This is a genomic window from Arthrobacter sp. KNU40 (assembly GCF_051515115.1).
Taxonomy (GTDB): domain Bacteria; phylum Actinomycetota; class Actinomycetes; order Actinomycetales; family Micrococcaceae; genus Arthrobacter.
Window position 1 is genome coordinate 2,457,029 of sequence record NZ_CP195850.1, and the last position, 13,511, is coordinate 2,470,539.

The window sequence follows — 13,511 nt, forward strand, 5'->3', positions numbered from 1 at the left end:
ACACATCTGATTCACCGGGACACATCTGATTCACCGGCGGCCCGGGCTGGGTCGACGCACCAGCAGGACCGGGCAGCTTGCGTGATGAAGCACAGCATGGGCGGTCGAACCGATGGTGCCCCGAACGAGTCCGTGTCCCTGGGTCCCGACGACGATGATGGAGGCATCTTGAGCCTCCGCCAAAATTGTGCCAGGGATGGACGTGCCGATCGGTGATCTCATGTCGAGATCGAGGCCCGGAAATGTGTCGTGGGCGCTCCGCTCGGCGGCGTCGAGAAGCGACTGGACCCGGGGTTCCTGTGGGCCTTGAGTCGAGATGCCCGCTTCAGAGATGGGGCGCGGAATCCGGTGCTTCTTCCGGACGTGCACCATTCGAAGGGCTGCACCGGCCAATGCGGCTAGCTTGCACGCCTGCCGAAGCGGTAGCTCCCAATCGTCGAAGTCGACGCCGACTACAATTGGACCGCCCAGGTGTTCTCCGCCACGGATGACAGCGACGGGGCAATCGGCTGTTGCCGCTAGTTCCAAGCTGACGGAGCCGATCAGTAGTCCCATGAAACCCCCCGCGCCCCTGGTTCCGACGACCAGCAATTCGGCGCCGGAAGAGAGTGTCCTGAGGTGTTCGGCCGGCCACCCATAGAACAGCGTCGTCTTGACAGCCAATTCAGGAACCGCATCGTGGATCCGTGCCACGCCCTCGGCAAGAATGTCCTCGGCCGCGCGTCGCAAACCGCTGCCTTCGACGCCCGGCACGGGACCCAGATCGCGGGTGATTGCCGGCCACAGGGTGCTGTGGACCAGATGAAGTCCGCAGTTCCGCCGAACCGCCTGAAGGGCAGCCCATCGGACTGCCGGGACAGCTGCGGCGGACCCGTCGTAGCCAATGATGATTTCTTCCGCGGTGTCCATGGTCTCCCTACCCGCGAGCGTGCTTGAACGTGGAATGGCTTCGGGCTCACGCCAGATGTGGGTTCACTCCAGATGCACGTGGCGGCCGGTGACCTCGTGAGCCTGGATCCGGACAAAGAGATTCCGTTCTCCGCCGGCCCACGGCTCCGCCATGACCTTTCCCCATAACCTGGTCAGCAGATCCTGATCCTCAACACGGGACGAAGCCCCGCTGACGAGCACAGACCAACCCTCGCTGCGATCGGCACGTGAATCGTCGATCTGAAACGACGAGCCGAGAGAGGGGACTGCCTCAGCGATAGATCCATCCCCGGCCGTGCGGAAGTAAATGGACTGGCCGTCGACCAGATAGTTCACCGGAAGGATCACCACCCTGCCTTGCTGGACAAAGCCGAAACGCCCGGTGGTGTTTGAGCGCAGGAGATCCCAGCACTGTTCCTGGCTGAGTTCTTCCGCGACGTGCAGTCCGCCGTCAACGCGGCCTGCGTCCATGCTGGGGAGTGACATGTCTGCTCCTATGTTCGTCTAGGTCTATTCCTTTTTCGGGCACACGATCGCGGGTATGAAGACCTGCAACTTCCTGCAGCCTATTGAGCGCCCTTCTCCTGCTGTAGGGCCGAAAGGCCCGGCGGTGTGACTAAATACCCTGTGGAAGGGTCCGGAAACCGGCGACACTGGACGCAGGTTCACAATCCGAATTCAAAGGGAGATCGGCCATGATGTGGGGATGGGGTGGAAACATCGGCATCGGCGGCTGGATCGCCATGGGGCTGATGATGTTTCTGTTCTGGGTTGGCATTGCCACCTTGGTGATCTTCCTACTGCGCGGGAACCGCGCGGGCGGATCGGGTTTCCAGGGGCCAACCGATGATTCCGAGCGTATCCTCAATGAGCGCTTCGCCCGGGGCGAGATCGACGAAACGGAGCTCACGGCGCGCCGCGCTGCTCTACGGCGCCGGCAGTGAGCACTGTTCCCGCAGGATCCGGGGCTACTTTCCGGGCGTTTCGCCGGCTCTGGAACCGATGAAGGGCTTCGACAACGAGGATTCCGCCGAGGGCACTTCCAAGCGCTGTCAGAAGAAGATCGTTCCGGGGCCATTCCAAGCCGAAGAAGTCTTGGAGGAGGGGCATTGTCAGCACAAAGACCAGGCCCAGATACATCGCTCCGATGATGGCTGCGCGTCGCAGGTTGAGCGCGCGCGATGTCCGCTTCCTTAAGCGCCAGTGCGTCGTTGACCCCGCCCCCGGTCATGGCGACAGTATGGCTTCCCCGCTGCAGTGAAAGAACCATATCCCTCTTCTGTTCCGGGGTGACCCGTCTGTTGGGTCACAGTTCTCCGCACTCCTCCTCGACGGCACCTTCCTTTCCCGCCCGCTAGGGAAGGTGCGGCGTCCAGACCCAGTCCCGGATTTCCGGGAGGTCTTCGAAATGCTCCCGGATGTATCGCGCATGTGCATCCAGTTGTCTGCGGCAGTAGTCGACGAGTTCATCTGCGCCCCTGACTTGCCGGTGGACGCGACGCAGCGCTTCGAGGACCAGGTGGTAGCGGCTCATCTTGTTCAGGACCACCATGTCGAAGGGGGTAGTTGTGGTTCCTTGTTCGTTGTAGCCGCGGACATGGAACCGTTCCGGGCGGGGTCTTCCATGCAGGAGTTGGTGCAGGGCCCGGGCGTAGCCGTGCCAGGCCATGATGACTTCTCCGTCTACCGTGAACAGCTCTTCGAACTTCTCACCGGACAGCCCGTGGGGATGGGTGTCGCGGGGCGGGAGGACCATGGCATCCATGACGTTGACAACGCGGACCACAAGTCCGGGCAGATGCTCTTGCAGCAGCCAGGCTGCGGCCAGTGTCTCCTGAGTGGGGATGTCCCCTGCACAGGCCAGGACGACGTCGGGCACTGCCCGGGCGCCGTCGGGCTGCTCGTTCCCTGCCCAAGACCAGATGGACGCTCCTGCCGCGGCGTGGCGCCTCGCCTCCTCCAAGGTGAGGTACTGCGGGTGCGGCTGTTTGTCTACGACCACCAGATTGACGTAGTCCTTGCTGCGAAGGATGTGGTCGGCGGTGACGAGGAGGGTATTTGCGTCCGGTGGCAGGTAGACACGGGTGACGGTGCCCGACAGGGACAACACCGTGTCGATCAGTCCGGGCCCTTGGTGGCTGAATCCGTTGTGGTCGTTGCGCCAGCAGGTGGAGGTCAGGAGAATGTTCAGGCTCGGAACGGGGGCTCGCCATTCAAGTTCCCTCGCATGCTGGAGCCATTTGGCGTGTTGGACGGTCATCGACGCGCTGACCATTGCGAAGGCCTCATAGCTGGCGAACAGTCCGTGGCGGCCTGTGAGGAGGTATCCCTCCAGCCAGCCCTGGCACAGGTGTTCGGACAGGACTTCCATGACCCTGCCTCCCGGCGATACGTGGTCTTCGGCCCGGGCATGATCGCCGGCCCTGGCCGGTTCCAGGAGGCAGCGGTCGGTGGCCTCGAAGACAGCACCGAGGCGATTGCTGTTGGTTTCGTCCGGGCAGAAGAGCCGGAACCGCGGATCCGGGATGGTCGCGACGTAGATGTCCCGGAGCAGTTCCCCGAGCGGCCTGGTGGTTTCGTGGACGACCGACCCCCGCGGGGCCGCCGGTACCGCGTATTGTTCCAGCTCGGGGATCTCAAGGGCAGTCCCGGTCCCGCCGCGTCCTGCACGGGTTGCGCCCATGCGGAGGCTGCCCTCCGGGGCGAGTGCGGCCAATTCGGGGACGAGCCGGCCTGTGCTGTCGAAGAGGGTTTCCGGCTGGTAGGAGCGCATCCAGGCCTCAAGCTGCGCCAGGTGTTCGGGATTCTCGCGAATGCTTGCCAGGGGCACTTGGTGGGAGCGAAAGGTTCCTTCAATGGGAAGCCCGTCCACTATGGCTGGCCCGGTCCACCCTTTGGGCGTCCGCAGGATGATGGCAGGCCATCGCGCCGGGCCGTGCACGCCCTGGCTACGCGCCGTGGATTGCAGTTCGCGGATGCGCCCATAAGACTCGTCCATCGCGGTGGCCAATGCGCGGTGGACAAGCACCGGGTCGTCGCCGGAAACTGTCACCGGATCCCAGCCATGGGCCCTGAGCAGCCCCTCCACATTCTCGTCGGATTTGCGGCCCAGGACGGTTGGGCCCGAGATCTTGTGCCCGTTCAGGTGGAGTATCGGCAGCACGGCGCCGTCCCGGGCAGGATTGAGGAACGATGGCGCCTTCCATGATGCTTCAAGCGGGCCGGTCTCGGCTTCGCCGTCACCGATGACGCAGGCGACAATCAGTCCGGGGTTGTCCATGGCCGCGCCTGTGGCGTGCATCAAGGAGTAGCCAAGCTCGCCGCCTTCGTGGATGGATCCGGGAGTGGCCGGGCCGACATGGCTCGCGATCCCGCCCGGCGTCGAAAATTGCCGGACAAGGCGCCGGAGTCCCTGGAGGTCCATCCCCACTTTGGGATAGATCTCCGAGTAGGTGCCCTCAAGATAGACGTTGGCGACGACGGCGGGACCGCCGTGGCCCGGACCAGCGACGAACAAGACTTCCGCCGAGGTTCGCCTGATCAGGCGGTTCAAATGGGCATAGATCAACGACAGCCCCGGGCTGGTTCCCCAGTGGCCCAGGAGCCGGGGCTTGATGTGGCGCGGGAGCAGCGGCTCTCTCAGAAGCGGGTTTTCCTGGAGGTAAATCTGGGCCACCGTGAGGTAATTGGCCGCGGACCAATACCGGTTCAACAGCTCCAAGTCTTCGCCCGACGCTGCGGTGACGGGGGTTCCGGTTTCCATGGGCTTGCCTCTTCCAGGTTCGACGGCGTGCCGAATGCACGCGTTTCCGGACCTGGACTGCATGGTCCTCACCGTGCTGGTCTTCACGGTGTCAGATACGCGGCGTGACGGTTAGGGCCATAGGGCCCTAGGCCGCGCCGCCACGGCACTGCTATCACAACTCCACGTAGCCATTTCCAACCGCTCGACACAACCCAGCAAACAACACTTTCCCATCCGCTCAAGGCACCCTCCCCAAGCCTTACCCTTATCCCAGGGCGACTCCCTCAGGCGACGCATTCGAACGGATACGGCATGTCAGATATCAACGTCAAGGAACGGCACTCCATCCAGCTGCCGATCAACGAGGCCGCATGCCTTCCTCCGGACCAAGTGCTCGAACACCTCGGCTCCGGCCCGACCGGACTGACAGACCAAGAAGCCGCGGAACGCCTTGCAGAACTCGGCCCGAATGCCGTGCGGACGCACCGTGCCAACGGCTGGGCAGTGTTGGGCCGGCAGTTCGCCAGCCCCATCCTGATCCTGCTGATCATCACGGCAGGGCTCTCCCTCTTCCTGGGCGATGCCACGAATTCGATCGTGATCGGCGTGATCCTCCTGGTCAGCGTGGGTTTGGGCTTCACCAACGAATTCCGCGCAGAACGTGCCTCCGAAGCCTTGCATTCCCGGGTCACCCACCGCGCCGTCGTGCTGCGCAACGGAACCACGCAGGACGTGAACGTCACCGCCTTGGTGCCGGGCGACGTCGTACACCTGAGTCTGGGCGCCATCATCCCCGCCGACATCCGTCTCCTCAGCACCAAGAACCTCCTCTGCGACGAAAGCATCCTGACGGGGGAGTCCCTGCCAGCCGCCAAAGATCCGGCCCCCGTGGCGCCCGGCTCGTCCCTGGGCGACCTCGCATCCTGCGTCTTCATGGGAACCGTCATCCAGTCCGGCGGCTGCACCGGCGTCGTCGTAGCCACGGGCGGCCGCGCCGAATTCGGCCGTATCGCGCTGGGCTTGGGAGAACGGCAGCCCCAGACCGAATTCCAGCTCGGGCTGAAGCGGTTCTCGTTCCTGCTTTTGCAGGTGGCTATCGGGCTCACCACGCTGATCTTCATCGCGAACCTGCTGCTGCACCGCCCGCTCATCGAGTCGCTGCTGTTCTCCCTGGCAATCGCCGTCGGCATTACGCCCCAGCTGCTGCCCGCCGTCGTGAGCACCAGCCTGGCTACCGGCACCCGCCAGCTGGCCCGGCGGAAAGTCCTGGTCAAACGACTGGTCTGCATCGAGGACCTGGGCGACATGGACATCCTGGTTACCGACAAGACCGGCACCCTCACCGAGGGGCGCATCAGCTTCACCGGCGCGCTGCCCGCCTCCCCGGAAGTGTCCGACGCCGAACTCCTCACCTTGGGTCTGCTGGCCACCGAAACCGACTACTCCGAGGCCAAACAATCCACGGCCGGGCAGAACCCGCTGGATGCCGCACTGTGGGAGAGCACCGGGGCCGCAGCCTTTGATCCGGCGCACTTTGAGCGCCTCGACCTAATCGACTTCGACCACCAACGCCGCCGCACCAGCGTGCTGGTGCGGGAAGCCGGCGGCCCCGCACGCCTGGTCACCAAGGGTGCCCCTGAGGACGTGCTCGCCCTCTGCGGGCCGACTTCGCCCGACGTGCAGGCCATGCTTGACGAACAGTTCGACGCCGGATCGCGCGTCGTCGCGGTGGCTACCCGCCCAGCCGCGGTGCTGAGTAAGATCACGCCTGCTGACGAAAGGGACCTCGTCCTGGCAGGCTTCCTCGTCTTCCTCGACCGGCCCAAGGCAAACGCGAAAGCGTCTCTGGAACAATTGGCCACGCTGGGTATCTCCGTGAAGATCGCCACCGGAGACAACGCCAAAGTCGCCGAAAAAGTATGCTCCGAACTCGGCGTCATTTCGGACGGAACCCTCACCGGCGCGGACGTGGACGCACTGTCCGACACCGAGCTGGCCGCCGCCGCCCGGGAAGCCACCATCTTTGCCCGCGTCTCGCCCGAGCAGAAGGCGCGGATCATCACCCTGCTGCGCCAGAGCGGCGGAGCCGTGGGATTCATGGGCGACGGTGTCAACGACGCCCTGGCCCTTCACAAAGCCGACATCGGGATCTCCGTGGACAGCGCCACCGACGTCGCCAAGGACGCCGCCGACATAGTGCTTTTGGAAAAGGACCTTGGCGTCCTGGCCGAGGGCGTGATGGAGGGCCGGAGGATCTTCGCGAACACCATCAAATACGTGCTGATGGGAACGTCCAGCAACTTCGGAAATATGTTCAGCGCCGCCACGGCGTCGGTGGTGTTGAGCTTCCTGCCTATGCTGCCGGGGCAGATCCTGCTCAACAACCTGCTCTACGACAGCGGTCAGTTGGCCATCCCGGGCGACCGCGTGGACAAGGAACAGTTGCTGGCACCCTCGCACTGGAACATCGCCTTCATCCGGCGCTTCATGTTCCTTTTCGGGCCAATCAGCTCAATCTTCGACTTTGCGACCTTCGCGCTCATGCTTTTCGTCTTCAACGCCGTCCCGGGGGAGTTCCGGGCAGGCTGGTTCATCGAATCCATCGCCACGCAGACCCTCATCATTTTCGCCATCCGGACCCGACGGGTTCCGTTCCTGCGAAGCCGCCCCTCGCTTGGACTATTGAGTGCATCCTTGGGCGTGGTGGCCGCGGGGATCTTCCTGCCGCTGTCTCCAATGGCGGGCCTGCTGGGCTTCGATCCATTGCCGGTGCCGTTCTTCCTGTCACTACTGGGAATGATCGTGGTCTACATGGTCTTGGTGGAATTCGCCAAGCAATGGTTCTTCGCCCGGGCCGCGCAGCAGCTGCCGGAGCTTCCGACGCCTGTCCGCCGTCGGCCGGATACCCACCACATCTCCCGCCGCGCCGCCCGCTTCAGCGCACCGGTTGTCGGGATTGTGCCAAGGCGTCCATCCGTCACTCTTCGCTGAGGCTTCAAATCGCTGATTCCTCCGAAAATACGACGGCGGCTGTCGCCTCGGCGATGGCGCGTTCCTCGTCGCTCGGGACCACCAGGACCGGAAAAGCCGATGCGTCGGTGCTGATGATGCGGACGCCGCTTTCGTCGGAGCGGTTCCTCACTTCGTCGATGAAGAGGCCGAGCGGTCCGAGCAGCGAGATGACCTGGGATCTGAACTCACCGGAATGTTCGCCGATGCCGCCGGTGAAGACCAAGGCTCCGGCCCCGCCGATCACCATGTTGTAGGCCGCGATGTACTTGGCCAGCCGGTAAGTGGCCATGTCCGAGGCGAGGATCGCACGGGGGTTCCCCTGCCGCACAGCGTCCTGGATTGCGCGCATATCGGCTGATCCGACCAGGCCCAGCAGGCCTGCCTGATGGTTGAGGAGGTCATCGATTTCGTCCGGTCCAAGGCCTCGGCGCTGCAACAGCGTGACAATGGACGGATCCAGATCACCGGAGCGTGTACCCATGACCAACCCCTCCAGAGGGGTCATGCCCATGGACGTGTCGACGCTGCGGCCCTCCCGTACAGCGGTAACCGAGGCGCCATTGCCAAGGTGCGCCACCACCGCATTCAAGGAGCCCGGCGGGACGCCGAGATACGTCCCCGTATCGCGGCAAACCATCTCGACGGAGATCCCGTGGAAGCCGTAGCGCCTGATCCCGTATTTCGTATATAGCTCCTCCGGAACGGCGTAGCGGGAGGCATGGTCGGGAATCGTGCGGTGAAAGGCCGTGTCGAAAACGGCTACCTGGGGCGTGCGCGGCCAACGGGCGGCCGCGGCACGCATGCACGCCACGCTTGCCGCGTTGTGGAGCGGCGCAAACTCGCCTAGTTCCTCGACGGTCCCCATGACGTCCGCGGTGACGCGGACCGGAGAACTGAAGCGATCCCCGCCGTGGACCACCCTGAGCCCGATTGCGTCAGGGCGTTCCCCGCCCGTGATGTCCCGGACGGCCGCATCGATCTCGTCGAACACGTTGCCAAGGAAGCCGGGATCCAGCGTGCCCCCTTGCGGGCCGTCGATGGCCCGTTCCAGCAGGATCACGGGCTTGGCTTCAGATGGCCCGATTCGACGCAGCTGATACTTCAAGGATGAGGAACCTGGATTCAATACAAGGATCAGCACGCCGATGTCCTTTCACGCAGACCGCGCGGTACCGGGCTTTGGGACGCGATACCCCTCGAAGACCATAACCCTGCTACTGGGTTCGCTGGGAGGGTCTTCCGGCCCTTGCGAGTCACCGATGCAGCCGACGAAACTGGGAAGAGATTGCTGCTGGTTCCAGGAAGGCACGTGTGCTCGTGAAGAACAAGATCCTCGTTGGTGTCGATGGGTCCGTGGTCGGCAGTGCTGCCGCGGACTGGGCTGCCGAACGGGCACGTGATCTTGGTCTTCAGCTCAACCTCGTCCATGCCGTTCCTGAGCCATGGGCGTTCCCGGGGAAGGCCCTCCACGACGGTGCGACTGCACAAGCAAAGGACCTGCTTAAAGGCGAGACAGCGCGGGTCACCGCACGGTTCCCCTCCCTGGAGGTAGTGACGACACTGAGTTCCGGAGAGCCCGCCGAGACCATGCGCAAGCTTTCTGCGGATGCGGAAATGGTCGTTGTGGGAACCGATAGACGCCCTGGCAACCACGGCGAAGGATTTGGTTCGGTCAGCTTTCAGATCGCGGTCATCAGCCATTGCGCCGTCGCGATTGTGCCAGCCCGCTCAACGCGCGAGTCATCCGGCGTAGTGGTTGGTGTCGATGGTTCCCGGGACTCCGAACTCGCCGTCGAGTGTGCAGCTGACGAGGCGCGGCGAATGGGGCAGGAACTCGTGATCGTCCATGCCGGTAGCGGCCGCGATCCTGCCCCGTCCGGGAGATCGGGGCGCGGGACCGGGCCTGCAGAACCTGGACTCGATGGGCACGCGCTGTTGTCCAAATCGGTCCACGGACTGGAGGGGCGGCACCCGGGATTGGTCATACTCAAGATCCTGGACCTTGAGCGCGCGCCGGCCGAAGCGCTCCTGGACGCCAGTACACGTGCACGGCTGCTGGTCATGGGCTGCAAAGGAAGAGGGGGTGCCCGCGTGCTCGTCGGCTCCGTGGCTCAGCATGTGCTGCTCAACGTCCAGTGCCCGACGCTGATAACCCGCCCCGCCTTGCCAGGGGATGCACCGGGCGGGCCTGAGCAGGGAAGGAAGCGGCACCTTCAAACAGGCTAGGGCCGAAAGTCACGGTCCAATTTTCGGAGCCGGTCAAGAGGGACTCGCCCTGGCGAATCGACCCCCGGCTTTCGGCTGTGCCCCAAAGCCCGGAGCGCATTCAGGATCGTCGCGAGATCCACCAGCTCCTGCAGGAGAGCCCCGGCCACTGCCGGGACGAAGCCGCATGCCGCCGCGGCCATCAACCCCACGCTGAGGAGAATGCCTGTCCAGATGCTGGTTCGGGCGATGTGGACGGTGTGCCGGCCGATGTCAACGGCAGCGGCCACCTTGGATAGGTCATCGAGCATGATGACGACGTCGGCCGATTCGCTGGCCGCGGTTGCTCCCCTGGCACCCATTGCTATCCCGACGTCGGACGCGGCGAGGACGGGGGCGTCGTTGACTCCATCACCGACCATCAAGACCGGGCGGTCGTTCAATTCGGCGACGGCGGCCACCTTGTCGGCAGGCAGGCAATCGGCCAGGACCCGGGTTATCCCGGCTTCGGCCGCGATATGTGACGCGATGGAACGGGTGTCACCGGTCAGGAGCATGGTTTCCCGCACGCCGAGGCGTCGCAGCTGGGCCAGGGTGGCCACCGCGTTTTCCCGCAAAGGGTCGCTCATGATGAGCGTGCCGGCGAAACGCCCGTCCACGCCGACGGAGATCCCAAGTTGTCCGCTGGCCACGTCTGCCGTCTCGAAGCCGCTCGTGGCTCGGCCGACGAAGGCAGCTTTGCCCACCTTTACAGTCTGGCTTCCGCAGACAGCCGTGACCCCCTGGGTTGCGTGCTCGTTGGCGCTGGTGACGGGCAACAGATGGAGGCCGCGGGACCGTGCGGCATCAATCACGGAGGCTGCCAGCACATGGGAGGACGACTGTTCAGCGGACGCTGCGAGTTGCAGTATCCGATCGGCTGACATGCCGTGCGCGGCTGTCGCGGAAACCTGTATCGCGTGCAGGGCGGGGCGGCCGTGCGTGAGTGTCCCGGTCTTGTCGAAGACCGCCGTCCTGACGCGGGCGAGTTGTTCGAGGGTGCCGGCATTCTTGATGATGATCCCCGAGCGGGCTGCCCGGCTGGTGCCGGCAAGGAACGCCACAGGTGCTGCAATCAACAAGGGACACGGTGTCGCAACGACGAGCACCTGGGCAAACCGTTCTGGATCGTGACTGAAGTACCAAGCGATTCCGGCCAGCAGAAAGGCGAATATCGTGAAGCGAACGGCGTATCGGTCCGCAAGCCTGACGGTGGGGGCGCGGCTCGCCGCGGCTTCTTGGACCAGGGCCACGATCCGGCTGTACTGGGAGTCTGCGGCGGTGGCGCTTGCAACCATGCGAATGGCTTCTTCGCCGTTGACTGATCCACTCATAACGGTGTCGCCCTTGCCGTGCTCGACCGGCAGGCTTTCGCCAGTCAGGGAGGATTCATCGAAAGTCCCGACGGGGGAGAGCAAGAGACCGTCTACCGGGACGATTTCGGACGGTTTGACCAACAGTGTGTCTCCGGAACGGACCCTCCCCACGGGGACCTCTTCCACAGGGTTGCCCGGGGTCTCGCGGTGCGCAGTCCGGGGAGCCCGCTCCAGGAGGGCTTTCAGCTCGTGCGTAGCCCGGCCGTGGGCAAATTCCTCCAAAGCGTCTCCTCCCGTGAGCATGAGGACGATGATGAGGGAGGCAAGGTATTCCCCGACCACGAGGGTGCTGGCGATGGCCGTCACCGCCAGCAGGTCGATGCCCCACCGACCCCGAAAGAGGTCCCTCAGCATGGATAGGGCCCGGTACGCGGCCACGGCCAGTGCATAGATAGTCGCTGTTGCCTGTGCCGCTGGCATTAGACCGAGGCCCAGCAGTACCCCGACGCACGCTCCAGCGAGGAGCGTGGAGGCTACAAGGGGAAAACGAAGGATCAAGGCCATGGGAGCTGCCCGCTTGGGTGTGCCTCTCCAGGGAAGGAGCGTCAGGGAGGTTGAAGTGAAGGTGTTGGGGGTTGCCTAGTGGTGGGATTCCCGGCTGAGGATGACCTTCAGGGCATGTGTTTCAGCTGCCCTGGAGAAGGTGTCGTAGGCGTCGATGATCTGCGCGAGGGTGAAGTGGTGGGTCGCGAATTTCTCGGCGGGGATCTTGTGCTGGGCCACCAGACGTAGCAGCATCGGGGTCGTGTTGGTGTTGACGAGGCCCATGCTGATGTTGATGTTGCGGATCCAGAGGTCCTGGAGGCGCAGTTCAACGGATTTTCCGTGCACGCCGATATTGGCCACATTCCCGCCGGGGCGCACGAGCCGCAAGGCCATGTCGAAAGTATCGGGGATTCCGACTGCTTCGATGGCGACATCCACGCCTGCGCCGTCGGTGTAAGACATGACGTCGCTGATCCAAGCAGGACCGGAGGGGTTCACGACCCCTGTTGCGCCGAACTCCCGGGCCCGGGCAAGGCGCCCTTCGTCCGGGTCGATGGCGATGATCGTGGCGGCGCCGTGGAGGCCTGATGTTGCTATTGCGGCGAGGCCGATGGGGCCTGCTCCGATGACGGCGACGACGTCACCCGGTTTGATGTGACCGGCTTGGACGCCGATTTCGAACGCCGTGGGCAGAATGTCGGAGAGCATGACGGCTTGGTCGTCGGTGACCCCGTGGGGCAGTTTGTAGAGCGAGTTATCCGCGTAGGGGACGCGTACGTACTCGGATTGGGTGCCGTCAATGAGATGCCCGAATATCCAACCTGTTCCGGCCTGGCCTTCCTCCCCGGAGCAGTGCGAGTAGAGGCCCTTCTTGCAGTTGGCGCAGTGCCCGCAGGACTTGATGCAGGAGATGAGGACGCGGTCTCCGGTCCTGAGCCCGGTGACGGAGGAGCCCACTTCGGTGACCGTTCCGACGCCCTCATGCCCGAGAACCCGTCCCTCCTGGACGGCCGGAACGTCGCCTTTGAGGATATGAAGGTCCGTCCCGCAGATCGTGGTGGTATCGATGCGGACGATCGCGTCGGTGGGGTTGACGATGTGGGGATCCGGGACGTCCGTCCAGGACTTTTGTCCGGGTCCGCCGTAGACGAGTGCTTTCATGATGCTCCATCAAAGTATTGCAAGAGGTACCGTCGGCGATGCCGACAGCAAAGTCAGTGGAACAGCTCGGACCGGGCATCCCACAGGGGAGTGTTCCAGATATCGGGCCGGGTGGCCTTGAACCGTCGACCAGTGAGAGCGTCCAAGCTCAAACGCAGATAGTGGCTCTTGCTGCCCGGCTGCCAGGGATCCAGGTGGAGGGCATCGGCTGCGGCCTTTTCCTGCAGGTCGACGATGAGGTGCGCCTGCCCTCTGGCGACGACGCTCCAGGCCTTCGTGGTGCCCGCATCGAAACCATCGATTTCGAGCGCGCAGGGATGGCGCATCGTGTTCCAGAATTTCGTGCCGGTGCCTGTGCGGAAGACGATGGATCCGTGGTCCACGACGTAGTTCACGGGGAAAACGTCCGGATGGTTCTCGACAATCACGGCCAGCCTCCCAACAGTGGTTTGGCCAAGCAATTCAAAGCATTCGTCAGGGCTCAGTCTTTCGATCGCATCCGCTGATTGAGGGTTCATGACCCTGACGCTACTGGCGGCCGTCCGCCGTCGTTAGGG

The 13,511-nt window shown here is 64.0% G+C and carries 10 protein-coding genes; 3 read left to right on the forward strand and 7 right to left on the reverse strand.

The window, feature by feature from the left end; all coding sequences use genetic code 11:
• Positions 1 to 30 precede the first annotated feature (30 nt).
• Positions 31 to 909 (reverse strand): universal stress protein, encoded by an 879-nt coding sequence (locus ACSKT0_RS11275; protein ID WP_437773822.1) that lies wholly within the window; start codon positions 907 to 909, stop codon positions 31 to 33.
• Positions 910 to 972: 63 nt separating this feature from the next.
• On the reverse strand, positions 973 to 1,416 hold the full coding sequence (locus ACSKT0_RS11280; RefSeq protein WP_437773823.1) for a pyridoxamine 5'-phosphate oxidase family protein: 444 nt from the start codon (positions 1,414 to 1,416) through the stop codon (positions 973 to 975).
• Between the two features lie 209 nt (positions 1,417 to 1,625).
• Between ACSKT0_RS11280 and ACSKT0_RS11285 the strand changes: the two genes are divergently transcribed.
• Positions 1,626 to 1,874 (forward strand): SHOCT domain-containing protein, encoded by a 249-nt coding sequence (locus tag ACSKT0_RS11285; protein ID WP_437773824.1) that lies wholly within the window; start codon positions 1,626 to 1,628, stop codon positions 1,872 to 1,874.
• 410 nt (positions 1,875 to 2,284) lie between these two features.
• Here ACSKT0_RS11285 and ACSKT0_RS11290 read toward each other — a convergent pair whose 3' ends face one another.
• Positions 2,285 to 4,693 carry a phosphoketolase family protein gene (locus tag ACSKT0_RS11290; protein ID WP_437773825.1) on the reverse strand — a complete coding sequence of 803 codons (2,409 nt, stop codon included), beginning with the start codon at positions 4,691 to 4,693 and terminating at the stop codon, positions 2,285 to 2,287.
• A gap of 294 nt (positions 4,694 to 4,987) precedes the next feature.
• Between ACSKT0_RS11290 and mgtA the strand changes: the two genes are divergently transcribed.
• A complete protein-coding gene (mgtA, locus tag ACSKT0_RS11295; RefSeq protein ID WP_437773826.1) occupies positions 4,988 to 7,666 on the forward strand; it encodes a magnesium-translocating P-type ATPase in 2,679 nt (892 codons plus the stop codon).
• Between the two features lie 4 nt (positions 7,667 to 7,670).
• On the opposite strand, the gene ACSKT0_RS11300 is transcribed toward mgtA, so the two are convergent.
• Positions 7,671 to 8,828: an acetate/propionate family kinase gene (locus ACSKT0_RS11300; protein ID WP_437773827.1), complete on the reverse strand. Its 1,158-nt coding sequence runs from the start codon at positions 8,826 to 8,828 to the stop codon at positions 7,671 to 7,673.
• Between the two features lie 176 nt (positions 8,829 to 9,004).
• On the opposite strand from ACSKT0_RS11300, the gene ACSKT0_RS11305 reads away from it, so the two are divergent.
• Positions 9,005 to 9,913, forward strand: coding sequence for a universal stress protein (locus ACSKT0_RS11305; protein WP_437773828.1), 909 nt, complete (start codon positions 9,005 to 9,007; stop codon positions 9,911 to 9,913).
• Here the strand turns inward: ACSKT0_RS11305 and ACSKT0_RS11310 are convergent.
• From ACSKT0_RS11310 to ACSKT0_RS11320, 3 genes are all read right to left on the reverse strand, one after another.
• Positions 9,910 to 11,811 carry a heavy metal translocating P-type ATPase gene (locus ACSKT0_RS11310; RefSeq protein ID WP_437773829.1) on the reverse strand — a complete coding sequence of 634 codons (1,902 nt, stop codon included), beginning with the start codon at positions 11,809 to 11,811 and terminating at the stop codon, positions 9,910 to 9,912. The genes ACSKT0_RS11305 and ACSKT0_RS11310 overlap by 4 nt on opposite strands.
• Before the next feature lie 75 nt (positions 11,812 to 11,886).
• Entirely contained in the window at positions 11,887 to 12,954 is a 1,068-nt protein-coding gene (locus ACSKT0_RS11315) for a zinc-dependent alcohol dehydrogenase family protein (RefSeq protein WP_437773830.1), read from the reverse strand.
• Between the two features lie 53 nt (positions 12,955 to 13,007).
• Positions 13,008 to 13,472 (reverse strand): pyridoxamine 5'-phosphate oxidase family protein, encoded by a 465-nt coding sequence (locus tag ACSKT0_RS11320; RefSeq protein ID WP_437773831.1) that lies wholly within the window; start codon positions 13,470 to 13,472, stop codon positions 13,008 to 13,010.
• Positions 13,473 to 13,511: the final 39 nt, after the last annotated feature.

What these genes read in the sequence shown, in the direction of transcription:
- ACSKT0_RS11275 (WP_437773822.1), bottom strand. Translation starts at nt 909, where the DNA reads ATGGACACCGCGGAAGAAATCATCATTGGCTACGACGGGTCCGCCGCA.
- ACSKT0_RS11280 (WP_437773823.1), bottom strand. Translation starts at nt 1,416, where the DNA reads ATGTCACTCCCCAGCATGGACGCAGGCCGCGTTGACGGCGGACTGCAC.
- ACSKT0_RS11285 (WP_437773824.1), top strand. Translation starts at nt 1,626, where the DNA reads ATGATGTGGGGATGGGGTGGAAACATCGGCATCGGCGGCTGGATCGCC.
- ACSKT0_RS11290 (WP_437773825.1), bottom strand. Translation starts at nt 4,693, where the DNA reads ATGGAAACCGGAACCCCCGTCACCGCAGCGTCGGGCGAAGACTTGGAG.
- mgtA (WP_437773826.1), top strand. Translation starts at nt 4,988, where the DNA reads ATGTCAGATATCAACGTCAAGGAACGGCACTCCATCCAGCTGCCGATC.
- ACSKT0_RS11310 (WP_437773829.1), bottom strand. Translation starts at nt 11,811, where the DNA reads ATGGCCTTGATCCTTCGTTTTCCCCTTGTAGCCTCCACGCTCCTCGCT.
- ACSKT0_RS11315 (WP_437773830.1), bottom strand. Translation starts at nt 12,954, where the DNA reads ATGAAAGCACTCGTCTACGGCGGACCCGGACAAAAGTCCTGGACGGAC.
- ACSKT0_RS11320 (WP_437773831.1), bottom strand. Translation starts at nt 13,472, where the DNA reads ATGAACCCTCAATCAGCGGATGCGATCGAAAGACTGAGCCCTGACGAA.